The organism is Halorubrum sp. CBA1229, from assembly GCF_003721435.2.
In the GTDB taxonomy this organism is placed as follows: Archaea; Halobacteriota; Halobacteria; order Halobacteriales; family Haloferacaceae; genus Halorubrum.
Window position 1 is genome coordinate 2,204,320 of record NZ_CP054585.1, and the last position, 24,151, is coordinate 2,228,470.

The 24,151-nt window shown below is 71.9% G+C and carries 27 protein-coding genes; 17 read left to right on the forward strand and 10 right to left on the reverse strand.

The annotated features are described in order from the left end of the window. Window positions 1-10: 10 nt before the first annotated feature. Together trxA and Hrr1229_RS10935 are read right to left on the reverse strand one after the other, a co-directional pair. Complete coding sequence (trxA, locus tag Hrr1229_RS10930) at window positions 11-442, reverse strand: thioredoxin (RefSeq protein WP_123112870.1); 432 nt, start codon at window positions 440-442, stop codon at window positions 11-13. Between the two features lie 145 nt (window positions 443-587). Continuing rightward, window positions 588-1,652 (reverse strand): HAMP domain-containing sensor histidine kinase, encoded by a 1,065-nt coding sequence (locus tag Hrr1229_RS10935; protein WP_255212488.1) that lies wholly within the window; start codon window positions 1,650-1,652, stop codon window positions 588-590. A gap of 345 nt (window positions 1,653-1,997) precedes the next feature. Between Hrr1229_RS10935 and Hrr1229_RS10940 the strand changes: the two genes are divergently transcribed. Together Hrr1229_RS10940 and Hrr1229_RS10945 are read left to right on the forward strand one after the other, a co-directional pair. Continuing rightward, complete coding sequence (locus tag Hrr1229_RS10940; protein WP_217920697.1) at window positions 1,998-2,291, forward strand: hypothetical protein; 294 nt, start codon at window positions 1,998-2,000, stop codon at window positions 2,289-2,291. Between the two features lie 99 nt (window positions 2,292-2,390). Further along, window positions 2,391-2,546: an AbrB/MazE/SpoVT family DNA-binding domain-containing protein gene (locus Hrr1229_RS10945; RefSeq protein ID WP_123112867.1), complete on the forward strand. Its 156-nt coding sequence runs from the start codon at window positions 2,391-2,393 to the stop codon at window positions 2,544-2,546. Between the two features lie 82 nt (window positions 2,547-2,628). Here the strand turns inward: Hrr1229_RS10945 and Hrr1229_RS10950 are convergent, their stop codons facing one another. Both Hrr1229_RS10950 and Hrr1229_RS10955 read right to left on the reverse strand, forming a co-directional pair. Further along, window positions 2,629-3,375, reverse strand: a complete 747-nt coding sequence (locus Hrr1229_RS10950; protein WP_123112866.1) for a nucleotidyltransferase family protein — start codon at window positions 3,373-3,375, stop codon at window positions 2,629-2,631. Next, on the reverse strand, window positions 3,372-4,610 hold the full coding sequence (locus tag Hrr1229_RS10955; protein WP_123112865.1) for a molybdopterin molybdotransferase MoeA: 1,239 nt from the start codon (window positions 4,608-4,610) through the stop codon (window positions 3,372-3,374). Before Hrr1229_RS10955 ends, Hrr1229_RS10950 begins: the two co-directional genes overlap by 4 nt. A gap of 192 nt (window positions 4,611-4,802) precedes the next feature. Between Hrr1229_RS10955 and Hrr1229_RS10960 the strand changes: the two genes are divergently transcribed. The 9 genes from Hrr1229_RS10960 to Hrr1229_RS11000 all read left to right on the forward strand — a co-directional run bounded on the left by Hrr1229_RS10960 (window position 4,803) and on the right by Hrr1229_RS11000 (window position 15,422). Continuing rightward, entirely contained in the window at window positions 4,803-5,396 is a 594-nt protein-coding gene (locus tag Hrr1229_RS10960; RefSeq protein ID WP_176329405.1) for an SRPBCC domain-containing protein, read from the forward strand. After that, window positions 5,396-6,286, forward strand: a complete 891-nt coding sequence (locus tag Hrr1229_RS10965; protein ID WP_123112864.1) for a xanthine dehydrogenase family protein subunit M — start codon at window positions 5,396-5,398, stop codon at window positions 6,284-6,286. Before Hrr1229_RS10960 ends, Hrr1229_RS10965 begins: the two co-directional genes overlap by 1 nt. Further along, complete coding sequence (locus Hrr1229_RS18375) at window positions 6,283-7,044, forward strand: (2Fe-2S)-binding protein (RefSeq protein ID WP_123112863.1); 762 nt, start codon at window positions 6,283-6,285, stop codon at window positions 7,042-7,044. The genes Hrr1229_RS10965 and Hrr1229_RS18375 overlap by 4 nt, the downstream gene beginning before the upstream one ends. Beyond that, window positions 7,041-9,536, forward strand: coding sequence for an aerobic carbon-monoxide dehydrogenase large subunit (locus tag Hrr1229_RS10975; RefSeq protein ID WP_123112862.1), 2,496 nt, complete (start codon window positions 7,041-7,043; stop codon window positions 9,534-9,536). The genes Hrr1229_RS18375 and Hrr1229_RS10975 overlap by 4 nt, the downstream gene beginning before the upstream one ends. A gap of 101 nt (window positions 9,537-9,637) precedes the next feature. Next, entirely contained in the window at window positions 9,638-10,888 is a 1,251-nt protein-coding gene (locus Hrr1229_RS10980) for an XdhC family protein (RefSeq protein WP_123112861.1), read from the forward strand. Then, the gene (locus Hrr1229_RS10985) at window positions 10,885-11,883 is read left to right on the forward strand and encodes a MoxR family ATPase (protein ID WP_123112860.1); all 999 of its coding nucleotides are present in this window, start codon (window positions 10,885-10,887) and stop codon (window positions 11,881-11,883) included. The genes Hrr1229_RS10980 and Hrr1229_RS10985 overlap by 4 nt, the downstream gene beginning before the upstream one ends. A 2-nt stretch (window positions 11,884-11,885) precedes the next feature. Then, window positions 11,886-13,316 carry a VWA domain-containing protein gene (locus tag Hrr1229_RS10990; protein WP_123112859.1) on the forward strand — a complete coding sequence of 477 codons (1,431 nt, stop codon included), beginning with the start codon at window positions 11,886-11,888 and terminating at the stop codon, window positions 13,314-13,316. Beyond that, window positions 13,313-14,188, forward strand: coding sequence for a DUF364 domain-containing protein (locus Hrr1229_RS10995; RefSeq protein ID WP_123112858.1), 876 nt, complete (start codon window positions 13,313-13,315; stop codon window positions 14,186-14,188). Before Hrr1229_RS10990 ends, Hrr1229_RS10995 begins: the two co-directional genes overlap by 4 nt. A 1-nt stretch (window position 14,189) precedes the next feature. Further along, window positions 14,190-15,422 carry an XdhC/CoxI family protein gene (locus Hrr1229_RS11000; protein WP_123112857.1) on the forward strand — a complete coding sequence of 411 codons (1,233 nt, stop codon included), beginning with the start codon at window positions 14,190-14,192 and terminating at the stop codon, window positions 15,420-15,422. A gap of 50 nt (window positions 15,423-15,472) precedes the next feature. Here the strand turns inward: Hrr1229_RS11000 and Hrr1229_RS11005 are convergent, their stop codons facing one another. After that, the gene (locus tag Hrr1229_RS11005; RefSeq protein ID WP_123112856.1) at window positions 15,473-15,883 is read right to left on the reverse strand and encodes a Rieske 2Fe-2S domain-containing protein; all 411 of its coding nucleotides are present in this window, start codon (window positions 15,881-15,883) and stop codon (window positions 15,473-15,475) included. A gap of 96 nt (window positions 15,884-15,979) precedes the next feature. Between Hrr1229_RS11005 and Hrr1229_RS11010 the strand changes: the two genes are divergently transcribed. Next, complete coding sequence (locus tag Hrr1229_RS11010) at window positions 15,980-16,912, forward strand: alpha/beta hydrolase (protein ID WP_123112855.1); 933 nt, start codon at window positions 15,980-15,982, stop codon at window positions 16,910-16,912. Window positions 16,913-16,987: 75 nt separating this feature from the next. Here the strand turns inward: Hrr1229_RS11010 and Hrr1229_RS11015 are convergent, their stop codons facing one another. Further along, on the reverse strand, window positions 16,988-17,359 hold the full coding sequence (locus Hrr1229_RS11015) for a winged helix-turn-helix domain-containing protein (protein WP_123112854.1): 372 nt from the start codon (window positions 17,357-17,359) through the stop codon (window positions 16,988-16,990). A 141-nt stretch (window positions 17,360-17,500) separates the two neighbouring features. Here Hrr1229_RS11015 and Hrr1229_RS11020 point away from each other — a divergent pair, with 141 nt between their 5' ends. Continuing rightward, window positions 17,501-18,004, forward strand: coding sequence for a MarR family transcriptional regulator (locus Hrr1229_RS11020; protein WP_123112853.1), 504 nt, complete (start codon window positions 17,501-17,503; stop codon window positions 18,002-18,004). Window positions 18,005-18,167: 163 nt separating this feature from the next. On the opposite strand, the gene Hrr1229_RS11025 is transcribed toward Hrr1229_RS11020, so the two are convergent. After that, window positions 18,168-18,719, reverse strand: a complete 552-nt coding sequence (locus Hrr1229_RS11025) for a hypothetical protein (RefSeq protein ID WP_123112852.1) — start codon at window positions 18,717-18,719, stop codon at window positions 18,168-18,170. Between the two features lie 161 nt (window positions 18,720-18,880). Here Hrr1229_RS11025 and Hrr1229_RS11030 point away from each other — a divergent pair, with 161 nt between their 5' ends. Beyond that, window positions 18,881-19,333, forward strand: a complete 453-nt coding sequence (locus tag Hrr1229_RS11030) for a hypothetical protein (RefSeq protein WP_255212489.1) — start codon at window positions 18,881-18,883, stop codon at window positions 19,331-19,333. A gap of 34 nt (window positions 19,334-19,367) precedes the next feature. On the opposite strand, the gene Hrr1229_RS11035 is transcribed toward Hrr1229_RS11030, so the two are convergent. Continuing rightward, window positions 19,368-19,613 (reverse strand): hypothetical protein, encoded by a 246-nt coding sequence (locus Hrr1229_RS11035; protein ID WP_123112851.1) that lies wholly within the window; start codon window positions 19,611-19,613, stop codon window positions 19,368-19,370. Window positions 19,614-19,756: 143 nt separating this feature from the next. Continuing rightward, window positions 19,757-20,191, reverse strand: coding sequence for a universal stress protein (locus tag Hrr1229_RS11040; RefSeq protein WP_123112850.1), 435 nt, complete (start codon window positions 20,189-20,191; stop codon window positions 19,757-19,759). A 222-nt stretch (window positions 20,192-20,413) separates the two neighbouring features. Here Hrr1229_RS11040 and Hrr1229_RS11045 point away from each other — a divergent pair, with 222 nt between their 5' ends. Both Hrr1229_RS11045 and Hrr1229_RS11050 read left to right on the forward strand, forming a co-directional pair. Beyond that, entirely contained in the window at window positions 20,414-20,878 is a 465-nt protein-coding gene (locus tag Hrr1229_RS11045; protein ID WP_123112849.1) for a hypothetical protein, read from the forward strand. A gap of 81 nt (window positions 20,879-20,959) precedes the next feature. Then, complete coding sequence (locus Hrr1229_RS11050; protein WP_123112848.1) at window positions 20,960-22,510, forward strand: hypothetical protein; 1,551 nt, start codon at window positions 20,960-20,962, stop codon at window positions 22,508-22,510. An 18-nt stretch (window positions 22,511-22,528) separates the two neighbouring features. Here Hrr1229_RS11050 and Hrr1229_RS11055 read toward each other — a convergent pair whose 3' ends face one another. Next, window positions 22,529-23,407: a zinc finger domain-containing protein gene (locus tag Hrr1229_RS11055; protein ID WP_123112847.1), complete on the reverse strand. Its 879-nt coding sequence runs from the start codon at window positions 23,405-23,407 to the stop codon at window positions 22,529-22,531. A 102-nt stretch (window positions 23,408-23,509) separates the two neighbouring features. Here Hrr1229_RS11055 and Hrr1229_RS11060 point away from each other — a divergent pair, with 102 nt between their 5' ends. Next, complete coding sequence (locus tag Hrr1229_RS11060; protein WP_123112846.1) at window positions 23,510-24,103, forward strand: class I SAM-dependent methyltransferase; 594 nt, start codon at window positions 23,510-23,512, stop codon at window positions 24,101-24,103. The last annotated feature ends 48 nt before the right edge of the window (window positions 24,104-24,151 follow it).

The following is a 24,151-nucleotide window of genomic DNA, read 5'->3' on the forward strand; positions in this document are numbered from 1 at the left end:
GCGGTGCGGGTCAGGCGTATTCCTCGATCGCGGAGCGGAGCCGCGCTTCGTCCTGCATTCCGACGAGGCGCTCGGCCGGCTCCCCGTCGGCGAACAGGACTAGCGTCGGGACGCCCCGGACGCCGTACTCGGCGGCGAGCCCCTGGTTCGCGTCGACGTCGACCTTCGCCACGGTCGCGTCGGTGTCGGCAGCGATCGACTCGACGACCGGTTCGAGCATCTGACACGGGCCGCACCAGTCGGCGTAGAAGTCGACCAACACGACGTCGTGCTCGGAGACGGTCTCGCTCAGTTCCGCCGTTCCGTCGACCGGAACGGGTTCGGACGGGCTCCGCGGCTCCGCCCCGTCGGCCGGTCCCGCCTCGTCGGACGCTTCCGCCTCGTCTCGGTTCCGCAGCTCCTCCATCTTCTGTCGTCGGATCTCCTCGATATCCTCGGCCATCGGCGCGACGTACGGTCCGCGTCGACTTATGTGTTTGTGTGTTCTCTACAATACTGACTCCGCCGGCCGCGCGTCACTTCCCCCGCGACGTCGACGTGCCCGGCTACCGGGCCCGGCTACCGGACCCGGTCGCGGGACGGGTCGGTCAGGACCCCTCCGCGGTCGGCAGCGTCATCCGAATGACCGTCCCGCTCGGCTCGTTCTCCAGCACCTCGAACGTCCCGCCGGACGTCTCGACGGTCCAGTAGATGATCCAGAGCCCGAGCCCCTGCGTGTGGACGAGCGGCGTCTCCTCCGGGCTCTCGATAGCGTCGACGTTGAACTTCGGGATTCCCGAGCCGGTGTCGGTGACCTCGACGACCGCCGTTCCCGCTCGGTCCGCGCGGAGCGTGACGGTCACCGCGGCGTCGGTCGGCGTGTGCTTGGCCGCGTTGCGGAGCGCCTCCTCGACCGCCGCCGGGAGCGCCGGGTGCGACTCCACCCATGGGTCGGCATCGAACTCCGCCGCGATCGACACGCCCGGATACGCCGCCTCGACGGCCTCGATCCGCTCCGCTAACAGCGACCGGAGGCGGAACGTCTCCCGATGCTCGGTGTCCCAGATCGAGACGATCTCCCGCGTGCGGTCGGTCGTCTCGAGGAGGCTCTCCAAGTGCGTCCGCGCGGTCCGCACGTCCGCGGCCGTCTCCGGGCCGTGATCGCGCCGGTCGATGTTGTCCAGGGTGCCCAGCGCGACGGTGAGCTCGTTGCGGAGGTTGTGCCGCAGCACCCGCTGATTGATCGTCAACAGCTTGGTCAGGTCCCGGGCCTCCCGGAGCCGCTCGTCGGCCTCGACCGCGTACAGCCCCCCGCGGATGCCGACCGCCGAGCCGAGGGTCGTCGCGAACGCGAGGAGGAAGCCGAACTCCGTCGGGTCGCCCTCCAGCACCCATATCAGCCAGACGGCCAGCGCGAGGAGCGCGAACGACCCGGCGACGGTGACCGCCGTCCGCACCGCCCGCCACTGTCCGGCCCGGGAGATCGGTCGCTCCGGGAGCCGGTATCCGGTCGCGAGGACGGAGAGGGCGATGCTGCAGATAACGAACGTCTCCAGCCACGTCCCCAGGCCCTCCGCTTCGGTCGCGAGGTGGGCGAGGCCGAGTCCGAAACAGAGGGCCCCCAGCGCGTACACCCCGTGTTGCGGACGGATCCGGCGACGAGAGTACGACACGAGTTGTCCTACGGACACGAATATAAAATATTTCGCCCCTCGGACCGCTGCCAGCGGTCAACGGCGGAACACGAGAGTTCAAACCACAGACACTTATCGCCGAGACCCGTCCGGCGCCTCGGCGAGCGCGGAGCGAGTCCCCGAACCGGCCCGCGTCCCGCGGGTCCGGCCCGCCGTGTTCGAGGGCCGACCCGACCGGGCCTCTGCCTCGGGCACCGCCGACTCCGCCGCGCCGGATCCGCGCCAGCGACCCCGCCGCGGCCGCGCCGTCCGATTCATTCTGTCGCTCCGGTGAATAATTTTATAAAGACTCCGGGCCTGTGACGATATATCGTGTGTCGGGAGATGAAACGGGAGCCCGCGTGGGTGTCGGCGATCAGGTTGGCGATGCTGGAGGGGCGCGTCACCGTCGAGGCCGTGATCAGGGAGGCGAACCTGATCGAGGGCCGCGAGCGCACCGTCGCCGACGTGTTGGAGACGATGCGCGAGCGCGACCTGCTCGCCGCCGTTGACGGCGGCGGAGAGGGCGCCGTCGACGCGTACGTCCCGGGACCGGTGCTGATCGAATCGGACCGGTTCGACCTGGATTTCGACCGGGCCTCCGAGGGGGGCGCCCACCGCTGGAACTCCGCGGTCTGACGCCCGAGCGGGCCACGAAATCAACCGGTCGATTTCCGCCGCCACTACGCGAGACCGTAGCGTAAACTATGTCCCCGCTACGTTCCAACGATGGGATCGATGGGTAACCTCACGGACACCAAGGTGTCGGAAAAGAATCTGACGACGGTCCCCAAGCCCGTGCGCAACTTCCTCGACGTCGGCGCCGGCGACCGCGTGGAGTGGCACGTCGAGGACGGGAACATCGTCGTCAAGAAGTCGACGCCCGGGAAGTGAGCGGCCGGCCGGGCGCCCCGGCGGTCGCGCGAGTCGCCGCCCGCCGCCCGCGGCTCAGCCGTCGTCGCTCGACGCAGGCGGCTCAGCCGTCGTCGCTGTCGCCGCGCTCGGGGAGGTCGGTCGGCCGGTCGACGTCGCGACGGACGCCCGGGTCGTCGACGGCGACGAGCGCGCTCGCGTCGTCCGTCAGCAGGATCTCGCGTCCGCCGACGTCGCCGTCGACGGCGGCGAGGCGGTCGAAGAAGCGCGCGTCGAACAGGACGGGGTTCCCGCGCGCTCCCTCATAGGCGGCCGCGAGGGCGGCGCCGGCCTCCGCGGCGTACGCCGCCACGAGCGTCTCGACGGTCTCCGGATCGACGAACGGCATGTCGCCCAGCGCGACGACCGCGGCGTCGACTTTCGCTTCGGCCTCGTCGCGGCCCGCTCCGGTCTTCTCGTACCCCTCACCCGCCTCCTCGCCGCCCTTCACCTCCCGAATCGCGTCGATACCAGTCCGAACCGACGTCGACTGTCCCGCCTCGTACGCGTCGTTGGTGACGGTTTTTACCGGGAGGTCGGCGACGGCGGCCCGGACCCGGTCGGCCTCGTGACCGACGACGACGACCACCGGGTCCGCTCCGGCGTCGACCAGCGTCCGGGCGGCGCGGCGCACGACCGGCTCTCCCTCCACGGTCGCGAGGAGCTTGTTGGCGTCCCCGAAGCGGCTGCTGGTCCCCGCCGCGAGCAGCACGCCGGCGACTCGGGGCGGGGCGGCGTCGCCCGCCTCGTCGCCGACGTCGTTGCCCGCGTCGAACGGGGGCCTCACGACCGGGAGCCCCTCGCCCGTCATCGCTCGACGACGGGGTAGGGGACGACGGCGACCGTCTCGCCGGCCGACAGCCCGGACTCGGTGAGCACGAAGCCGTCGGCGCGGGTCGCCCGGGTGCTCGACGAGAGCACGCTCGGGTCGAACGTCTCCTCGTACACCGCGAGCGGCGAGTCCGCGTGTCCCAGCGGCGTCGCCTCGTCGCCGTCGAGCGTCACCGGAATCGCGTAGGTGAATCCCGGGACGGAGATACCGACGTCGCTCGTCACCGCGGCGTCGACGGTCGGGAGCGCGGTGCTCCCGGTGAAGAAGGGGCGCGCGACCAGCGAGGTCACGGTGTGCGCGCCGACCGGCTTACCGGGGATCGCGAAGACGACGGCGTCGCGGGCGTCGAGGGTCGCGACCGCGATCGGCTTGCCCGGCCGCAGCGCGACCCGGTGGAAGTGCACGGTCCCGAGCTCGCGGAGCGCGCGGACCACGTAGTCCTTGTCGCCGACGCTCGTACCCCCGGTCGTCATCACCACGTCGTGGTCGTCGGCAAGCCCGGCGATCCGGTCTCTGACCCGGTCGTACTCGTCCGGAACCGTGCCCTCGTACGTCGCCTCGCCGCCCCACCCGCGGACGAGCCCCGCGAGCATCGGCGAGTCGAGGTCGTCGCGGCGCCCCTCGTGGATCTCCGTCCCGGTCGCCAGCAGCCCGACCGAGAGCCGCTCGATCACGGGCACCTCCTCGATCCCGAGGTCGCCGAGCAGGACCGCGTCCTTCGCGCCGAGCCGCTCGCCCGCCGCGAACAGCCGCTCGCCCGCCGCGACGTTGCTGCCGCGCTCGTAGACGTACGTGCCCGGATCGGTCGGCGACCCGCTCAGCCGGCCGTCCTCGACGGTCGCCTCCTCCTGCTTGAGGACGGCGTTCGCCCCGGCCGGGAGCGGCGCGCCCGTGAAGATCCGGACGGCCTCGCCGTCGCCGATCTCCCCCGGGTCGCTCTCCGGGAAGACCTCCCGGTCGGCCAGCTCGTACGGGTACCCCGCGGTCGCGTCGAACGCGTAACCGTCCATCGTCGCGTGGCTCCGCGCGGGCACGTCGGTCGGCGCGTCGATCGGCTCGGCGAGGGTTCGCCCGGCGATCCGGTCGAGCGACACCGGCTCGGCCTCCCACCGGTCCAGCCACTCGCCGCGGAGGCCGCGGACGCGCTCCGCGGCCGCCTTCAGGGGCGTGATCTCGCCGTGGCCGTGGTCGTCGCTCTCGCCATCTCCGTTCATCCGTTTCCTCCGCGTCTCCCGCGGCCGATCCGTCCGTTCCCGGGGTAATTGTCATGGTCAATAACGTTTATTATGATGCTACAACATGGCATGGTCGTGGTAATAGTATGCTCATAGTAGGGAGGTATAAAAGATGACGGTGGCGCACGGCCGAACGACGACGGAACGGACGACGGTCGGGGGGTGTCGCTGATGGAGTTCGACGGGGAGTTCGAGCTCGACGGCGTCCCGCCGGAGAAGGCGTGGGTCGTCCTCTCGGACCCGATCGCGGTGCGGGACTCGCTGAAGGGGTGTCAGTACATCACCCCGATGGACGACTCCTTCGAGTGGGACTCCTACGAGCCGGAGGAGGACGTCCCGACGCTGCCGGAGGCGGAGGCCGACGACGTCGCCGCCCGGGCGTTCCGGGCCGGACAGGACTACGCGGCGCTGATGCAGGTCGGCGTCGGCAGCGTGAAGCCGAAGTTCGAGACGACGGTGACCATCGAGGACCGCGACGAGGAGGAGTTCGAGATGACGGCCACCGGCTCCGGCTCCGCGAGCGGGAGCAGCTTCAGCATGGAGTCGGGGATGCGGATCCACGGGCAGGAGGACGGCGACGGCTCCCGCATCGAGTGGTGGACCGAGGCCGACATCTCCGGGCGGATCGCCCAGCTCGGCGGCCGCGTCATCAACCCGGTCGCCAACAAGATCGTGAACAACTTCTTCACCTCGATCGAGTCGCAGATGACCGACGTCGAGGAGACCGACTCGGGGGTCACGGACAAGATCCGAGGGATGTTCTGATGAAGTCCGCACCGTTCGAGCACCACGAACCCGACACGGTCGACGAGGCCGTCAGCCTGCTGGAGAGCCTCGACGACCCGACGATCCTCGCCGGGGGCCAGAGCCTCGTGCCGATGCTCCGGTTCCGGCTCGCGAACCCCGACGTGGTCGTCGACATCAACGGCATCGACTCGCTTGACTACCTCCGCGAGGAGGACGGCTCCCTCCGGCTCGGCGCGCTCGCGCGCCACGCCGACGTGGAGGACTCGGACCTGATTGACGGGGAGTACGGCAGCTTCGCCGACGCCGCACCGCTCGTCGCCGACCCGCAGATCCGGAACCGCGGCACGGTCGTCGGCTCCGTCGCGCAGGCCGACCCGAAGGGCGACTGGGGGAGCATCCTCCTCGCCCACGAGGGCGAGGTGATCGCCACCGGTCCGGACGGCGACCGGGCGATCCCGGCGGACGAGTTCTTCCTGCTGCCGTACGACACGACGCTCGGCGAGCAGGAGCTGATCACGGAGATCCGCGTCCCTGCGCCGGGACCGAACGAGGGGAGTGCGTACCACAAGCTGAAGCGCAAGACCGGCGACTACGCGATGGCGGGCGTCGGCGCCCGGCTCGTGTTCGACGACGGCGTCATCGAGTCGGCGGGGATCGGGATGACCGCCGTCGACATCACCAACGCCCGCGCGACGGACGCCGAGGAACACCTCGAGGGCGAGCGGCCGAGCCCGGACCTGTTCGCGAAGGCCGGCGAGCTGGCCGCCGAGCAGTCGAATCCGGAGTCCGACGAGCACGGCGGCGCCGACTACAAGGAGCGGATGGTCGACGTTCTCGCCCAGCGCGCGCTGAGCGACGCCGCCGAGCGCGCTGGCACGGTGACGGTCGAACGGAGGGTCACACAGTGACTGACGAACGCGAGATCACGCTGACGGTCAACGGCACCGAGCACACGATCGAGGTCGAGCCGCGGCGCCTGCTCGTCCACGCGATCCGGGAGGACCTGGACATGACGGGCACGCACATCGGCTGCGACACGGGTAACTGCGGCGCCTGCACCGTCCTGAAGGACGGCGAGCCGATCAAGTCCTGCCTGATGTTCGCCGCGCAGGCCGACGGGGCGGAGATCCTCACCGTCGAGGGGATGGAGGACCTCCCCGAGGCCGACGACATCCACCCGCTCCAGGAGGGGTTCCGCGAGGAGCACGGCCTGCAGTGCGGCTACTGCACGCCGGGGATGCTGATGGCGGGCAAGGCGCTGCTGGACGAGCACCCCGACCCGGACGAGGAGACGATCCGCGACGCGATCAGCGGGAACCTCTGTCGCTGTACCGGCTACCAGAACATCGTCCGCTCGATCGAGTACGCGGCCGACGAGCTGGAGAACCGGGCCGCCGCCGACGGCGGCGCGGTGGCGACCGACGGGACGGCGGACGCGGAGCCCGCGGCGTCGCCCGAGGGCGGCCACGCGACACCGGAGTTCGGCGGCGACGCCGACACGTTCTGCGGCCGCGAGGACTGCTGCGGCGGGCCGGACGGCGCGGACCCGTTCGACCGCGACGCCCTCCTCGACGACGCGGGCGACGGTGACGGCACTGGCGACGCGGACGGCAGGGACGACGCCGACGCGGGCGCCGATGCGACCGACCGAGGTGACACCAAATGAGTAGCGAACCAGACACCCCCGACGCGGAAACGGAGTATCAGCACGACGAGGACGGCGGTCCCGACCCGGAGAAACACTGCGGCCACGGCCGCGGCGGGATGGGCGAGGAGGTGACGCGCAAGGAGGACAAGCGCTTCATCACCGGCCGCGGCAACTACGTCGACGACATCAAGAAGCCGGGCATGCTCCACTGCGAGATCGTCCGGAGCCCGCACGCCCACGCCCGGATCGAGGAGATCGACGGCTCCCGCGCCGAGGCGATGGACGACGTCGTCGCGGTGCTGACGGCCGAGGACTTACTGGAGCACGACCTCGCGACGATGCCGACACTGATGGACGACACGCAGGACGTGCTCGTCAACGACAAGGTGAAGTTCCAGTCGCAGGAGGTCGCGGCCGTCATCGCGAAGGACCGCTACGCGGCGAAGGACGGGGCCGAGAAGGTCGAGGTCGACTACGACGTGCTCGACCCCGTCGTCGACGCCGAGGAGGCGCTCGAAGCGGACGCGCCGCTGGTCCGCGACGAGCTCGAGGACCAGGAGGACAACCACATCTTCGACTGGGACACCGGTGACAAGGAGGCCACCGACGAAGTGTTCGACCAGGCCGACGTCACCGTCGAGGAGGACATGCTGTACCAGCGGCTCCACCCCGCCCCGATCGAGACGTGCGGCGCGGTCGCCGACTGGGACCCCGGGATGGACAAGATGACCGTCCACATGACGTCGCAGGCGCCCCACGCCCACCGCACCCTGTTCTCGCAGGTGTCGGGGATCCCGGAGCATAAGGTCCGGATCGTGAGCCCCGACGTCGGCGGCGGGTTCGGCAACAAGGTGCCGATCTACCCGGGGTACGTCGTCGCCGCGGCGGCGTCGTACGTCCTCGAACAGCCGGTGAAGTGGATCGAGGAGCGCTCCGAGAACATCCAGACGACCGGGTTCGCCCGCGACTACGACATGACCGGCGAGCTCGCGGCCACCGAGGACGGCGTCATCGAGGGCGTCAAGGTCGACGTGCTCGCCAACCACGGCGCGTACAACGCGGCGGCCCAGCCGTCGAAGTTCCCGGCCGGCTTCTTCAACATCTTCACGGGCTCGTACGACATCGAGGCCGCGTACGGCTCGCTGACGGCCGCGTTCACCAACACCGCTCCCGGCGGCGTCGCCTACCGGTGCTCGTTCCGCGTCACGGAGGCGGTGTATCTCATCGAGCGCATGGTGAAGGTGCTCGCCGACGAGTTAGAGATGGACCCGGCGGAGATCCGCCGGCGGAACTTCATCCCCTCGGACGCGTTCCCGTACGAGTCCGCGACAGGCTGGAACTACGACTCCGGGAACTACGAGAAGGCGCTCGACAAGGCCCTAGAGATGGCCGACTACGAGCACTACCGCGAGGAGCAGCAGCGGCGGATCGAGGAGGACGCGGACAAGCTCATCGGCATCGGCATCTCCTCGTTCACGGAGGTGGTCGGCGCCGGCCCCGGCAAGCAGTGCGACATCGCGGGCATCGAGATGTTCGACTCCGCGGACCTGCGCGTGAACCCGACCGGCAACGCCGTGTTGCGGGTCGGCGTCCAGACGCAGGGCCAGGGCCACGAGACCACCTTCGCGCAGATCGTCGCCGAGGAGCTCGGGATGGACGTGGACTCGATTACGGTCGAGCACGGCGACACCGACACCGAGCCGTACGGGCTCGGGACGTACGGCTCGCGGTCGACGCCCGTCGCGGGCGCGGCCGCCGCCGTCGCCGCGCGCAAGGTGCGCGACAAGGCGAAGTCGATCGCCGCCAACGAGCTGGAGGCCGCCGAGGAGGACATCGAGTGGGACCGCGAGTCCGGCGAGTTCCACGTCGCCGGCGCCCCCGACCGCTCGATCACCATCACGGAGATCGCGGCGGGCGCCTACATGAACCACCCCGGCGACGAGGAGCCCGGGCTGGAGGCCGTGAACTACTACGACCCGCCGGAGATGACGTACCCGTTCGGCTCGTACATCGTCGTCGTCGAGGTCGACCGCGAGACCGGCGAGGTCGACTTCGAGAAGTTCGTCGCGGTCGACGACTGCGGGAACCGCATCAACCCGATGATCATCGAGGGGCAGATCCACGGCGGGCTCGCCCAGGGGATCGGCACCGCGATGTTGGAGAAGGTCACCTACGACGACAACGGCAACGTCACCGGCGGCGACTTCATGAACTACCTGCTGCCGACGGCCAACGAGATCCCGAACTTCGAGACGGGCCACACCGTCACGCCGTCGCCGCACCACCCGATCGGCGCGAAGGGCGTCGGCGAGTCGCCCACCGTCGGGTCGCCGCCGGCGATCGTCAACGCCGTCGTCGACGCGATGAGCCACGCCGGCGTCTCCCACGTCGAGATGCCGATGACGCCGGACGTCGTCTGGGAGACGCTCGACGAGGCCGGGCTGGCCCACCAGCCCGCCCACAACGTCGAGTTCGACCTCGGCGACGACGCCGAACCGGCCGACGACTGAGTCCGCACGCAGCCGCCCCCGTTCCGACTCCCCGACCGGGCGCTTCCGACTCCCCGACTGGGCGCACCGTCCGAGTCGGCGGGGCCGTTCCCACGCAACCGATGACACACGACGAGACCGAACACGACGGGACCGACGAGCCCGCACACGACGGAGCCGGCAGCCACGAGACCGACGAACCGAGCGGGACCGCGACGAAGATCGACGACGGCGACGTCTCCGCGTTGGAGGCGGAGCTGACCCAGCGCCGGGAGCCGTACGCGCGAGCGACGATCGTCCGGCGCGAGCCCCCGGTGTCGGCGAACGTCGGCGACCGCGCGGTCGTGACCGCCGACGGCGATATCCACGGCTGGGTCGGCGGCGCGGCCTGCGCGCAGTCGATCGTGGCGACGCAGGGCGTCGCGGCGATCGAGGAGGGGACCCCCCGACTGGTCGGGATCGCCCCCGACCCGGACGACATCGACCGCCCGGGGCTCGACGCCTTCCCGATGACGTGTCACAGCGAGGGCGTGCTGGAGCTGTTCATCGAGCCGGTGACGCCGACGACCGAGCTCGTCGTCGTCGGCGACTCGCCGGTGACCCGGTCGCTCGCGCGGCTGGCCGACGAGCTCGCGGTCGACGTGACGCTCGTCGTCGCCGACGGCGACGCGGACCGCGACGTGCCCGCGTCGACGCGGGTGCTCGACACGGTCGACCACGAGGCGATCGCCGACGCCGTCGGCCCCGCGCCGCTCGTCCTCGTCGCCTCGATGGGCGAGTACGACGCGCGCGGCGTCGCCGCCGGCGTCCTCGCGGACGCGCCCTACGTCGGCCTCGTCGCCAGCGACGAGCGGGCGGCCGAGGTGACCGAGCGCACCGCGGGGCTGCTCGACCGCGACGTGGGGGAGGTCGTCGCGGCGGTGACGAACCCCGCGGGCGTCGACGTGGCCGCCTACACCCCGGCGGCGATCGCGGCGAGCCTGCTCGCCGAGGTCGTCGACGAGCGGTCGAAGGCGAGTCCGGCGACCGGTGGCGGCGCGGCCGCCGCGGGCGCCGTCGCCGAGAGGGACGAGAGCGACGCTGGTGACGGGGATGACGAGGGCCGCGAGGCGGCCGCGGGCCACGAGGCAGCCGCGGGCGACACCGCCGGAACCGACGACGGCGGAGACGAAGCCGACACCGAGAGCGGCGGCGACGCCGACGAAGCCGACGAGTCAGCGATCGACCCGGTCTGCGGTATGACCGTCGACCCGGCGACCGCGGACGCCTCGGTCGAGCACGACGGCGAGACGTACCACTTCTGCTGTCACGGCTGCGCCGACTCGTTCGCGAACGACCCGGCGTCGTACCTCGAGGAGGGGGCCGAGGCGTGAGCGGGGAGCTCGACGGGGGCCCCTTCGACTCGCTCACCGAGGCGGAGCTCCGCGAGCGGTTCGAGGAGACCGACTACGTCGCCGACGACCGCACGGTGACGACCGTCGACCTCGCCCTCCGGCTGGGGCGCCCGCTGCTCGTCGAGGGGCCGCCGGGCAGCGGGAAGACGGAGCTCGGCAAGACGCTCGCCGAGGGGTTCGACACGGAGCTGATCCGGCTCCAGTGCTACGAGGGGCTCACCGCGGAGAACGCCCTCTACGAGTGGAACTACACGAAGCAGCTGCTCGCCGTGCAGGCCGACGAGGGGACGGTCGCCGGCGGCGCCGCGACGAACGGCGACGCCGGGGCGGCGGGCGGGCGCGACCGAGAGGCCGGCGCCGCGGGCGCCGGCTCGGTGTTCGGCGAGGAGTACCTCCTCGAACGCCCCCTGCTGCGCGCGCTCCGCAACTCGGAGGGGCGGCCGCCGGTGCTGCTGATCGACGAGATCGACCGCGCCGACGAGGAGTTCGAGGCGTTCCTCTTAGAGCTGCTCTCGGACTTTCAGGTGTCGATCCCGGAGTACGGCACCGTGAGCGCGTCGACGCCCCCGATCGTGATCCTCACGTCGAACCGGACGCGGGGGCTGAGCGACGCGCTGAAGCGCCGGTGTCTCTACCTCCACGTCGAGCCGCCGTCGTTCGAGACGGAGTACGAGATCGTCCGCCGGAAGGTGCCGGAGCTGGACGCCGCGGTCGCCGCGGAGGTGTGCTCGGTGGTCGAGCGGCTGCGCGAGGAGTCGTTCCTCAAGCGCCCGGGCGTCGCCGAGACGCTCGACTGGGCGCGCGCGGTCGCCGCGCTTCGTCACGACGACGCGGACGAGCCGCTCGCGCCCGACGTGATCGAGCGGACGATCGGCTGCCTGCTGAAGGAGGCCGAGGACGTGAGCCGTGTCGACGCGGAACTGCTCGAGCGGCTCCACGACGCCGCGAGCGCGGCGGCGGAACGGGTCGAGTGACAATGGCGAGCTCCGACGGCACCGAGACGGAAACGCCCGACTTCCCGGCGGCGAGGCGACACCTCCTGACGGAGCTGATCCGGTTCGTCGCGGTGCTCCGGCGCGACGGCGTCGCCGTGCCGGCCTCCGGCACCCTCGACGCCGCCCGCGCGCTCGCGGCGGTCGGGATCGCCGACGAGCGGCGGGTCGAGGCGGCGCTCCGCGCGAGCCTGCTCGCCGAGACCGCCGACGGCGACGCCTTCGACGAGGCGTTCCCGACGTTCTGGCACCGGATCCGCAGCGGGCTCGATCGGATCGCCACCGCCCACGACGGGCCGTCGCCGGCGGGCGACGAGGGCGCCGACGGCGACGACCGCGAGGCGGACGACGCGGCGCCGGCCGACGACTCGGAGCGCGACGACGCGGCGGAACCGGGGCTGCTCGACGACGCCGAGCCGCCGGAGATGGACGCCGACGGCGACGGCGATCCGACGGTGAAGATCCCGACCGACCGGCGCCACGTCGCCGGCGATCGGCCGACCGACGAGTCGCGCGAGGAGTCGGACGGCCGGCGGTACAGCGCGGTGGGCGAGAGCGCGCTCGTCGAGGCCGACGTCCCGGCCCCGTCGAGCGAGGAGCGCGCGGCCGCCGGGCGGTTCGTCGACGCGCTCTCGTCGCTGCCCGGCCGGCGCCGCCGGCGGTCACCGACCGGCCCGGCCGTCGACGCGCGGGGCGCGCTGCGGGCGAGCCTCCAGACCGGGGGCGCGCCGATCGACCTCCCGCGGGACGCCCCGACGCCGAGCGAGCTGCGGTGCTGTCTGCTCGTCGACGTCAGCGGGTCGGTGCTCGACACCGTCGACCGGGGTGCGCTGCTCGCGCTCGGGGAGCGGGTCGCGACGAGCGCCCGCGACGCCCGCGTCTTCCTCTTCGACACCGACTTCGCCGAGGCGACGGCGGCGTTCGCGGACCCGGCCCGCTCGCCGGCCGACGCGCTCCGCGCCGCGGAGATCGAGTGGGGCGGAGGGACGAAGATCGGCCACGCGCTCGGCGAGCTGCGCCGGACAGCCCCGCACGCCGTCGACCGCCGGACGGTCGTCGTCGTCGTGAGCGACGGGCTCGACGTCGGCGATCCGGCCCTGTTCACCGACGGGATCACGTGGCTCTCCGACCGGGCCGACGGCGTCGTCTGGCTCAACCCGCTCGCCGTCTCACCGTCGTTCGAGCCGGCCTCGCGCGGGATGAGCGACGCGGCCCCGTACGTCGACGGGCTGTTCGGGTTCGCCGCGGCGAGCGACCTCGCGGAGGCCGCCCGTCAGATCGAACGCCGGGGGCTCGGGGGGCCCATCGGTTACGAGCACGACCCGCGCCGGACCGGCGGCGCGCCCGGGGGCGGACGCGGTCGCACCGACGACGAGACGGGGACCGGCGACGCCGGCGAGGGGGGTGTCGTATGAGCCGCGAGCGCGATCGCACCGACACCGACGCGGAGTGGCCCGGTCCAGTCCTGCGGGCGACGCTCGACGCGCTCCGCGACCGCGGCGCGCTCTCGGAGGTTTCCCTCGGCCGAGTCACGGTCGGCGACGCCGTCGCGCTCGTGGAGCTCGCGGCCGGAGGCGAACGGGAGAGCCGGGACGGAGGACGACCCGCGGCCGGGCTCGCGCACCTGCCCGAGGACGCGTCGCCGACCCCCCCGGCCGACGTGGAGGGGCTGCTGGCGCCGCTGCGACCGGGTGAGGGGAGTTCCGCGTCAGCGGCCAGGGCCCTCGGCGCACGCTCGCTGGCGGTGGCGACGCTGAACGCGTGCGCGGCGCCGCTACTCGGCTGGCGGGACGGAGACCCGATGGCGCTGCTCGACCCGTCGGTCGAGACGGTCGCGACGGTCGGGCTGTTCCGCCCGGCGTTCCGGAAGTTCGACGGCGTCGAGGTCCGCGTCGTCGAGCGCGACCCCGTCGACCCGGCGACGGTGTCGACGCCCGCCGGCGTCTCGCTGCGGTCGTTCATCCCCGCGGAGGCCGCGGCCGCGATGGAGGGGGCGGACGTGGTCTTCGTCACCGGCTCGACGCTCGTCTACGGCGGGATCGAGCGATACCTCGACGCCGCGCCCGCGTCGGCGACGGTTGTCGTGGTCGGCGCGACCGCCTCGTCGCTCCCGGACCCGCTGTTCGACCGCGGCGTCGACGTCGTCGCCGGCGCGGCGGTTGACGACCCCGTTCGGACGCGGCACGCGGTGGCGGGCGGCGCCTGCGGGACGGACCTGCACGACCGCGGCGTTCGAAAGGTGTACGCGGCGCGCGACGCGCCGGCGACCATCGACCTGCAACACTGACATGACAGCAAGCAACTGGAGCGTACCGGAGACCGAGGTGGTACAGCGCGTTCGCGACCGACTCGACGCCGACGGCACCGACGTCCTCGCGACGATCGTCGACGTCGAGGGGAACGCCTACCGTCGCCCGGGAGCGAAGATGCTCCTCGACGACGACGGGGCGGGCGTCGGCTCGATCACGGCGGGCTGTATCGAGGACGACCTGCTCGCCGCCGCGGAGACGGTCCGCGAGACGGGGCGCCCCGACCGGGTCACCTACGACCTGATGGAGGACGAGGACGACGTCTGGGGGCTCGGCGTGGGCTGTAACGGCGTAATCGACGTCCTCCTGGAACCGTTAGACGAGACGTACCGCCCGGCGGTCGAGTCGTTCGACGCCGGCCGCGACGTCGCCGTGCTCACGGTACTCTCCGCGGGCGACGACGGCGGCAACCACGACGCGGGCGACGGCGCGAGCGGTGACGGCGGGGACACGGACCGCGGTCGCCTCGGCGAGCGCGCCTACTACCATCCCGACGAGGACCGGTTCACGCTCCCCGACGGGTCGCCCGCCGACGGGTGGCCGACCGAGGCGCTCGCGGGGCCGGCGTCGGACCTCGCCGCGCGCGGCGCCGCGGACGTCGTCACGGTCGAGGACGGGGCGGGGGCAACGCTGGAGGCCTTCGTCGACGGGCTCGCCGCCCCGGACGACCTCGTCGTCTTCGGGACGGGCCACGACGTCGGTCCGGTCGTCGAACTGGGCGAGCGGAACGACTTCCGGGTCACCGTCGTCGGCTTCCGCGGCGGGGTCGATCTCGACGCGCGGTTCCCCGACGCCCACCGGACCGTGACGACGTCGCCGGCGGGGGTCGACGACGCGCTCGATATCGACGACCGGACGCACGCGGTCGTGATGACGCACAACTTCGTCGACGACCGCATCGCCGTCGAGGCGCTGCTGCGCTCGCCGGCGCCGTACGTCGGCCTGATGGGGCCGCGGGAGCGGTTCGAGGAGATGCTGGAGGCGTACGACGACGAGGGGACGACGTTCGACGAGTCGGAGCTCGCGTCGCTGTACACGCCCGTCGGACTGGACCTCGGCGGCGGCTCGCCGTACCAGATCGCCCACAGCATCGTGGGCGAAGCGCTCGCCGTCAGCAACGGCCGAACGCCGCGGCACTTACGAGAGCGCGAGGGGCACATCCACGACCGCGTCGACGTCGAGTCGCGCGAGCCCGAGGCGCCGAGTCGGTGAGGGCGTCCGTATCGACCGAGAGCGAGCCGGGGCGCGGCGACGCGCGTCGGTCAGAGCGACAGGTGCGAGGTCGATCCCGGGTCGTCGTCGGTTCCCCCCTCGTGCCGGAACGAGTAGCCGTCGTCGGTCAGGAAGACGGCGCCGTCGTCGACGGCGACCTCGACGTCGCGGAGCGTCGTTCCGGCCGCCGGGCCGTTGTCGCACTCGCCGGAGCAGGCGTCGAACAGCGACCCGTGGCGCGGGCAGATCACCTCGCCGTCCCGCATCGGCACGCCGTCGCCCGTGTCGAACCGCTGGCTCTCGTGCGGGCAGGTGTTGACCCACGCCCGGACTCCGGGCGCCTCGTCGCACGGGACGATCACGATCTCTCGGTCGTTCGTGAACGGGTCCGCGGCCGTGAAGCGGTACGACCCCCGCTCGGTGACGGTCTCGACATCGGCGAGCTTCGTCCCGTCTGGCATCGACCGGGTTCACGATTTCCCGGTTGAAAAGCGTCGCGGCGGAAACCGCGGCCGCGCTCCCCCAAGACTTAGCCTCCGGTCGTCACACGTTCGGCCATGCGCGCCGACGAGATCGACCCGCAGGCGAAGGCGGCCGTCGAGCGGCAGGAGCGGCTCCCGCTGCCGCACAGCAGGTGGGGGCTGAAACTCGCCCGGCTCCTCACCGAGCCGGTGATGCGGGTCCGGAACCGGAACCCCCCGCCGGTCGGACGGACCGTGGACGGGACGATACCGGGCCCCGAGGGCGACCTCGACGCGCGGCTCTACCTCCCGGACGCCGAGGGCCCGTTCCCGACGGTCGTCTTCTTCCACGGCGGCGGATTCGTGCTCGGCAGCGTCGCCACCCACGACTGGCTCTGTCGGGGGCTCACCCGGGAGAGCGGCTGCGCCGTCCTCTCGGTCGGCTACCGGCTCGCCCCCGAGCACCCGTTCCCCGCGGCGGTCGCGGACGCGTACGCCGCCGTCGAGTGGGCCGCCGACAACCCGGACGCGCTCGCCGGCACGGGCGAGGTCGCGGTCGCGGGCGACTCGGCCGGCGGGGCGCTCGCCGCGGTCGCAGCGCTCATGGCCGCCGAGCGCGACGGCCCGGCGATCGCGCACCAGGCCCTGTTGTATCCGGGCGTCGGCGTCCGCCCCGGCCAGCCGTCGGTCCGGGAGCACGCCGGGATCGTCCTCGACGAGGCCGACATCGAGTGGTTCTCCGACTGTTACTACGGCGACGAGATCCACCGGCGGAACCCGTACGCCGACCCGACGAACGCGGGCGACCTCTCGGGCGTCGCGCCCGCGACGGTGGTGACCGCCGGGTTCGACCCGCTCCGCGACGGCGGGCGGGCGTACGCCGAGCAGCTGGTCCGGGACGGCGTCCCGACGCGGTACGAGAACTACGAGGCCATGGTCCACGGCTTCATGACGCTCCGCGACGTCGACCGCGCCGCGGAGGCGATCGCGGCCGTCGGCGACGACCTCGCGGACGCGTTCGAGGGTTGACTCCCCGGGCGCACTCGACCGCACGGGTCCCTGGCGGTCTCCGCGCGTCCGGCGGGCCGAGAGTGTCTGGACCGCTCAGGACCGGTCGCGCTCCGCCGGCGAGCGGTCGGCGGACGCGTCGAAGCGCACGACGAGCCGCTCGGTCGTCGCGGCGTACACGGTCATCTCCTTCCCCTTCTCCGAGTACCACGTCTTGACCGGGGCGATAAGCTCCGCGTCGCAGAGCCGGTCGAGGTGGTACGTGACGTTCTGGAGCGAGGCGTCGACGTCGGCGGCGACGTCCGAGGCCGTGCCGGGCTCCTCCGTGAGCGCGGCGAGGATCTGTTGAGCGGTGTCACACGAGAGGACCCGAAGGACGTCGATCGGCTCGTCGCGGCCGATCACGACGTCCGTCTGCTCTCGGGGGGCGTGGTCGACTGTCGGCTGGTGTGGAAACGCGCTTGCCATGGAGTGTGGAGGGTGGACGAACAGTTTCGGCTGTTCGGTTTGAGTCGAACAAACGAATCAAACAATTTAATGCTTACGAAAACGCTACCCCTCGTATGGCCGTTCGACACGTTCATCGGTCGGAGCGACGAGGGCACTCGTATGAGTGAGGACGTCGAGATCGCCCGCGAGCGCGTCATCGAATCGCTCGAGCAGTCGGCCGAGGTGTACGGGCTGAGCCGCAGTTCCGGCCGGATCTACGGCGTCCTCTACTTCTCGGACGGCCCCCTGTCGATCCCCGAGCTCGTCGAGCGGACCGGCTACGCGAAGTCGACCGTCAGCAACGTCACCCGCACGCTCACGCGGGTCGGCCTGATCCGCCGTCGGTCGTCCGACGGCGGCGGGCGGCGGGTCCGGTTCGCCGCCGAGCGGGAGGTCTGGTTCATTCTGCAGGACGTGTTCCAGCAGTACGTGCAACGCGAGCTCCAGGCCACCCATCGGGAGATCCAACGCGCGGAACGCGGCCTCGACGACGCGGACGGCGTCGAGGTCGAACGGATCCGCGAGCTCCGGGAGACGTACGAGGAGCTACAGGAGATCGTCGACCTCGCGTCCGAGCTCTCCGCCGCGGAGCTGCGCGACGCGCTGGAATCCTACGAGCGGTAGCACTCGCCTGTTCCGGCGAGGACGCGGCCAAGGTGACTCACGGCCTGAACTGTTCTACCCAACCGACCGACCCGACCTCCCCCGCCGACCGACCCGACCTCCCCCGCCGACCGACCCGACCTCCCCCGCCGACCGACCCGACCTCCCCCGCCGACCGAACCTCCTACCAGTACACCTCGTACGTGCACTCGTCGCCGCCCTCTCGCCGGCAGCTCGAGCCGGTCTCCTCGATGAACACGAACGAGTCGACGGGTGCGTGTTCCTTCGCTACGCCGCGGATCAGCCCGCGGTCGAACGGGCACGGGTACGGGGTGTGACACGTCACCTCACCGATCCGGTCGTCGACTCGATCGAACCGGTACTTGCCGATCTCTCCGCCGCGGTGGTTCCGGCGGTAGGCGTCGTCGATCGCTCGGAGCCCGTCCGGGACGGTCGCCGACTCGTCCGGCCAGTCGGCGACGTCGGGGAGCTGCTCGCCGAGGCGGTCGAGGACGTGCGGCTGGAGGTCAGCCGCGATGGTCTCGAAGGCGTCCAGCCACGCCTGCTGCGGGTACCACTCGTCGGGTTCCGGGTCGCGGATCCCCTCCTCCGCGAGCGCTGCGATCGCCCGTTCGCGGTACGCGTCGGAGAACCGTCCCATCCCCTCCTCGACGACCGACAGGACCGTTCGACCGTTGACCTCCGCGTCCCGGTCGAACGCCTCGTACGGAGTCATTACACCGGTCTTACAGGTTCGGGGACATAAATCCGCCACATCGGGTGACCGGAGGGCGGACACCGGACCCGCGAGAGAGCGCTCGGGCCGGCCGCCGCCGTCACACATGTTTCAGCATTTCTGACAAAAGCATAATACGTGTGGGCCCGTCTCGTGAACCCATGGTGAAGAGCACGGTTCGGTTTCCCGAGTCGGTGGTCGGCGAGATCGAGTCACTGGTCGAGAGCGGCCAGTTCGAGAGCAAGTCCGAGTTCTACCGGTTCTCGACGGACTACGCGTTGAACCAGGTGCTCGACGACTACGAGCCGGAGACGATCGACTACGAGGAGATCAAGGCGGAGGTGATGCCGCAGGCGGAGCGCGAGCTCGGCGGCGACGCCGACGCGGACCACCCGCCGTTCTTCGAGTCGGTCTCGTTCGTCAGGAAGCTCGCCCTCCGCGGGAACTTCAGCGACGCCGAGGACTTCATCGACCACCAGTACGTCCCGAGCGACCGGCACGCGGTCGTCCTCGAGGAGCTTCTCCGACTGTACCGCGAGGAGGCGACCCCCGCCCCGCGACGGGCTCCGCCGGACCGCGAGCCGCGGGCCGCGCCGGACGAACCGCAGCGCTGACCGGCCCTCGATTACTCCTGGTTGTCTCCCCGATTCAGTCGTCCGACGTGCCCCGATTCAGCCGCCACCGGATCACCGCGGCGACGACGAAGACCGTCGCGAACGTGACGGCCCCGGTTATCAGGGCCCCGCGGGCGCCGGTCACCCCCGTCGTGAACGCGCTCGCCGACGCCCCGCCGCCGGCGACGGCCGCGCCGCCGGCCAGCCCGCCGAACCCGATACAACAGAGGCTCAACAGGCTCACGAGCGACAGCGACCCCAGTACGCCGTCGTCGCTCACGCCCCGGCCCTCCGGTCTCGAACCGCCTCAGACGCCGACCGGGGCGGCGCTCCGGGCGTCGTCGACGTGACCGCGGTCATACCCGGTCTCGTCGATCCGGCTGTGAATAAGTGGCGCGGTCTGGCGCGGGTCGCGTCGGACCGTCACGCCGACGCGGGGACGGAGACGACCGTCGTCGACGCGTCACGGAGGACGCGCTCCGTGGTGCTCCCGAGCAGATCGCCGGCGGTGTCGCGTGCGCCCCGGCTTCCCATGACGATCGCGTCGGCGTCGATCTCGTCCGCGTACGCGACGATCTCGCGGGACGGGACGCCCTCCTCGACCGCGGTCTCGCAGTCGATCCCCGCCGCGGTCACCTCCGTCTCGATCCGCTCGACGGCCGCCTCGAGGCGGAGCCGCCGCTCCTCGTCGCCGTCGTCGAACTTCTCAGGCTTTCCCGATCGCTCGTAGGTCGGGATATCCTCCAGCACGCCGAGGACGTGGACCGTCCCGTCGGGCGCCGTGACCTCGACGGCGTCGTTCACGGCCGCGAACGCGGCGTCGCTGCCGCCGGTCGGGATCAGGGTCGTGCCGTACATACGCGCGGAACTACGTTCCCCTATTTAAAGAAAATTATCGTTAGCGCCGGGATCGGCGGCCGTGTCCGAGGAGAGCGACGCGGCCGTCCGGCCGCACCGTTCGTGTCGACCCCGTGACCGCGCCGTTCGTGTCGACCCAGATCCGGGGTATCCGACGGGAAGCGGGCCTCAGATGGGAAGTAAGATTCTTTACTATCTAGCCGTTGATCGTTACCAAGTGTCATGGGCGTCGTGGACGACGTGTCGGATCGGCTCAGATCCGACGACGACTCCGACGGGTGTCACGTCTACCGGACGGACCGGGTCGACCGGGAGAACGGTCGGCTGCTCGGCGAGGTCGACGGCGAGCGCTTCTGCGAGGTACTGCTGCGCCACTCGGACGCCTGCGAGGCGTTCAGAATGATCTCCGGGGCCGGATACCGCGACCCCACGGAGGCGACGGGCAGCTACTCCGCGGCGGAGCACGCCGGACGGGTCGAGACCGACGTCGAGTCGGTCGCGACGAGACTGTCCGGCGGCGGTCACACCTGCGCGGTCAGGCTCGACACCGCCGGCCCGCAGCTCGCGACGATCCGGAACGACGCGGAGCGGACGCAGATCGACGGCGCCGAGCGGGCGCAGGTCGAGTTCGACACCGCGCGGATCCGGTGGGTCGCGCCCGAGGCGGCCGATGCGTCCGGCGGCTGATCCGCCCGGCTCCGCGACACCGCGACGCGTTCGTGTCGTTTCGGAGTTACTTTCATATCGGTCTCCGAAGTATGCGTGTGTATGACTGTCACGGACGGCGATCCGGTCGAACGGCTCAAACGCGTCGCCGACATCGATGTCGAGGCGTTCAACGCGCGGGTCCGCGACGAGGCGGACGCGGTCCTCGACCACGTGGAGGCCGGGACGTTCGACAACGAGCAGACGACGACCGGGCTGGAGTACGAGTTCTACGCGGTCGACCGTGAGACTGGACACCTCCGCCGAATCCCGCGGGCGCTGCTGGGTTGCGTGGGGTTCGATCGGGAGCTCGGGCTCCACAACGCGGAGCTGAACTCGGCGGTCCACCCGTTCACCGGCCGCGGCATCGACGCGGTCCGCGCGGAGGTGACCGGGAAGGTGGAGGCCCTCCAGCGGCGCGCGGCCGAGGACGGGATCCGCGTCGTGAGCGACGGCATGTGGACGATCGGTCCGGCGGAGAGCGAGACCGACGACTACCTGACCGAGGCCACCCACGAGGAGGGGCTGACGCTCGGCATCAACGTCAGCAACGGGGTGCGGTACCACGGGTTCGCCAGCGTCGGCGACGACCGGATGATCGGCAGCGAGATCGACGTCCCCGGCGCGCGGATCGACGCCGACAGCGCCGGTCCGGTCAGCCTCACCACGTCGATCCAGCCCCACTACCAGCCGCGCCGCGCCGCGGACCTCCCGCGGTACCACCGGATCGCGACGCGGCTCGCCGGGCCGCTGCTCGCGCTCGCCGTCAACTCGCCGTTCCTCCCGCCCGAACTCTACGACGCCCCCGGACCGGACCGCGACCTGCTCGTTGCGGACGGGTACGCCGAACACCGGGTCCCGGTGTACGAACAGATGATGAACCCGTCCGGACGGGACCGGAAGGTGAAGTTCCCGCGCGACTTCGACAGCCTGGAGGCGGCCGTCGACCGGATCGCGTCCGACCCGACGCTCGTCCCGGCGGAGATCGAGTCCGAGGGGCGGTTCGACGGCGAGTTCGTCCACTTCCGGCACAAACACGGGAGCTACTGGCGCTGGGTCCGGCCGGTCTTCGACGGCGCGACAGAGGCGAGCGCCAGCGCCCGGATCGAGTTCCGCCCGATCCCCGGTCAGCCGACGATCCCCGACGCGGTGGCGATCCTCGCCGCCTTCGGCGGGGCGATGCGCGGGGTCGCGGAGCGCGACCACCCGGTCCTCGATCTCCCCTGGGAACGGGCCGAGGAGAACTTCTACGCGGCCGCCCGCGACGGGCTCGACGCCGATATGACGTGGATCACCGCCGACGGGACGGAGACCACGCGGACGGCGGACCTGTACGGCGACCTGTTCGCGGCCGCGACGGACGGGCTGGAGTCGCACGGCTGCACGACGGACCGGATCGCCGCGGCGCTCTACCCGCTCCGGAGCCGGGTCGAGACCGGGCGGACGCCGGCGAGCTGGAAGCGGTCGGCCGTCGACGTCGCCCTCGACGGCGGGGCGACGCCGGCCGAGGCGATCCGAACGGCGCAGCGCACCTACATCGACCTTCAGCGGCAGACGCTCTACGACGAGTCGCTCGCTGACTGGCCGGCCCCGGAGACCGTCGCCCCGAACTGATCCCGTCCGCGGGGCGGCTCACCCGCGTCGCATCGCGATATCGGAGTAGCCGCAGGCGTCACAGGAGAGCGTCTCTCGGGCGCCGAATCGGTAGCTCGCCAGCGGCTCGCCGCAGCGCGGACAGGGGTCGCCGGCGGAGAGCGGCGGGGCGTGGCGAACGCCGGCGACGACGAGCCGGACGGCGAGTTCGTCCGCGGCCGCCTCGTCGACCGCGCCGCCCCAGATCACGTTGGCGTCGGCGCCGATCCGCTCGCGGACCGCCGCGATCACGTCGGTCGCGGCGGCGATGCTCGTGGCCGGGTCGACGACGACGTCGACGAGCACCGCGCTCGCCTCGGCCGCGTCGACCCCATCGGGGAGCCGGTCGAAGGCCGACGCGACCGCGACCGACGGGTCGTCGCGGTCGGCCGCCCCCGTTCCCAGCGCGGCGACGCCGGCCGAGAGCACCGTCTCGGCGTCGGTGAGGTCGAGGTTGACGAACCCCGGCTCTTGGACCGTCGCGAGGAACGCGCGGATCGCCGCCTCGACGGCGTCGCCCTCGGCGAGCAACACGGCGTCGACCGACTCCCGGACCGCCGCGAGCGCGTCGCCCTCGGCCGCCGCCGCGGGGACGACCGCGACCGCGAAGGCGTCGAGGGCGTCGATCGCGCGGAGGGCGTCCGTCGCCTCGGCGCCCTCGCCGACGGTCTCGGGGTCGAGCGCGACGACGACCGCCGCGGGCGCGGGGCCGGTCGACGACGCGCTGGACGCCTCCGCGAGGAGCTCCGCCCCCGACGCGTATCGGGCGTCGCGGAACTCGGCGCCGGCGAGCCGGTCGGCGTGGGCGCCGAGGCCGCAGACGACGACGGAGCCGCCGAGGGCGTCCGCCGCCTCGCGCAGGTCGTCCCGGTGAGACATCTGAGAGGGTCGTTTCGCCTCCGGCGACAAACCCTTTCGCACTCGCGGGGCGCCCGGCGCGCGGACCCCAACCGCTAAATCCGGTCGATCGCTACGGCCCGCATGGAGCGCTTCCGGAACACGGGCCAGCCGGACTGGGACTGGTGGGGGCGAATATGGCCGACGCCGGAGGACACCCTTCGGCGACTCGGCGTCTCCCCGGGCGACCGCGTCGCCGAGATCGGCTGCGGCAACGGCTACTTCGCCCTGCCGGCCGGGCGGATCGCCGCCCCGGCGTCGGTGTACGCCGTCGACCTCGACGAGTCGCTGCTCGCGGAGCTGGAGGAGCTCGCCGCGGAGCAGGGGATCGACAACGTCGTTCCCGTCCGCGGGGACGCCCGGGAGCTCGCCGGGCTCCTCCCCGAGCCGGTCGACGTCGCCCTGCTCGCGAACGCCTTCCACGGGATCGACGACCGGGCGGCGTTCGTCTCGGGCGTCGCCGGCGCGCTCGCCGCCGACGGCCGGTTCGTCGTCGTCAACTGGCGCGACCGGCCGCGCGAGGAGACGGCGATCGCCGGCGAGCCCCGCGGCCCGCCGACGGAACTGCGGGTGGGCCCAGAGGAGACGCGGCGCGCGGTCGAGGACGCGAGCGACCTGCGGCTCGCCCGCGAGGTCGACCTCCCGCCGTTCCACTACGGGCTCGTCTTCGAGCGCTGAGCGGGCGACGCCGTCGCGACATGCGGTCGCTTTTTGCCCGGGCGGCCC

Coding starts and splice junctions, on each gene's coding strand:
- Hrr1229_RS10995 (WP_123112858.1), top strand. CDS start 13,313: ATGAGCCGCGAGCGCGATCGCACCGACACCGACGCGGAGTGGCCCGGT.
- Hrr1229_RS11010 (WP_123112855.1), top strand. CDS start 15,980: ATGCGCGCCGACGAGATCGACCCGCAGGCGAAGGCGGCCGTCGAGCGG.
- Hrr1229_RS11000 (WP_123112857.1), top strand. CDS start 14,190: ATGACAGCAAGCAACTGGAGCGTACCGGAGACCGAGGTGGTACAGCGC.
- Hrr1229_RS10975 (WP_123112862.1), top strand. CDS start 7,041: ATGAGTAGCGAACCAGACACCCCCGACGCGGAAACGGAGTATCAGCAC.
- Hrr1229_RS11045 (WP_123112849.1), top strand. CDS start 20,414: ATGGGCGTCGTGGACGACGTGTCGGATCGGCTCAGATCCGACGACGAC.
- Hrr1229_RS10955 (WP_123112865.1), bottom strand. CDS start 4,610: ATGAACGGAGATGGCGAGAGCGACGACCACGGCCACGGCGAGATCACG.
- Hrr1229_RS10980 (WP_123112861.1), top strand. CDS start 9,638: ATGACACACGACGAGACCGAACACGACGGGACCGACGAGCCCGCACAC.
- Hrr1229_RS11025 (WP_123112852.1), bottom strand. CDS start 18,719: ATGACTCCGTACGAGGCGTTCGACCGGGACGCGGAGGTCAACGGTCGA.
- Hrr1229_RS11020 (WP_123112853.1), top strand. CDS start 17,501: ATGAGTGAGGACGTCGAGATCGCCCGCGAGCGCGTCATCGAATCGCTC.
- Hrr1229_RS10965 (WP_123112864.1), top strand. CDS start 5,396: ATGAAGTCCGCACCGTTCGAGCACCACGAACCCGACACGGTCGACGAG.
- Hrr1229_RS10940 (WP_217920697.1), top strand. CDS start 1,998: ATGAAACGGGAGCCCGCGTGGGTGTCGGCGATCAGGTTGGCGATGCTG.
- Hrr1229_RS10945 (WP_123112867.1), top strand. CDS start 2,391: ATGGGTAACCTCACGGACACCAAGGTGTCGGAAAAGAATCTGACGACG.
- Hrr1229_RS10960 (WP_176329405.1), top strand. CDS start 4,803: ATGGAGTTCGACGGGGAGTTCGAGCTCGACGGCGTCCCGCCGGAGAAG.
- Hrr1229_RS11015 (WP_123112854.1), bottom strand. CDS start 17,359: ATGGCAAGCGCGTTTCCACACCAGCCGACAGTCGACCACGCCCCCCGA.
- trxA (WP_123112870.1), bottom strand. CDS start 442: ATGGCCGAGGATATCGAGGAGATCCGACGACAGAAGATGGAGGAGCTG.
- Hrr1229_RS11030 (WP_255212489.1), top strand. CDS start 18,881: ATGGTGAAGAGCACGGTTCGGTTTCCCGAGTCGGTGGTCGGCGAGATC.
- Hrr1229_RS11040 (WP_123112850.1), bottom strand. CDS start 20,191: ATGTACGGCACGACCCTGATCCCGACCGGCGGCAGCGACGCCGCGTTC.
- Hrr1229_RS11055 (WP_123112847.1), bottom strand. CDS start 23,407: ATGTCTCACCGGGACGACCTGCGCGAGGCGGCGGACGCCCTCGGCGGC.
- Hrr1229_RS11005 (WP_123112856.1), bottom strand. CDS start 15,883: ATGCCAGACGGGACGAAGCTCGCCGATGTCGAGACCGTCACCGAGCGG.
- Hrr1229_RS10990 (WP_123112859.1), top strand. CDS start 11,886: ATGGCGAGCTCCGACGGCACCGAGACGGAAACGCCCGACTTCCCGGCG.
- Hrr1229_RS11050 (WP_123112848.1), top strand. CDS start 20,960: ATGACTGTCACGGACGGCGATCCGGTCGAACGGCTCAAACGCGTCGCC.
- Hrr1229_RS10950 (WP_123112866.1), bottom strand. CDS start 3,375: ATGACGGGCGAGGGGCTCCCGGTCGTGAGGCCCCCGTTCGACGCGGGC.
- Hrr1229_RS11060 (WP_123112846.1), top strand. CDS start 23,510: ATGGAGCGCTTCCGGAACACGGGCCAGCCGGACTGGGACTGGTGGGGG.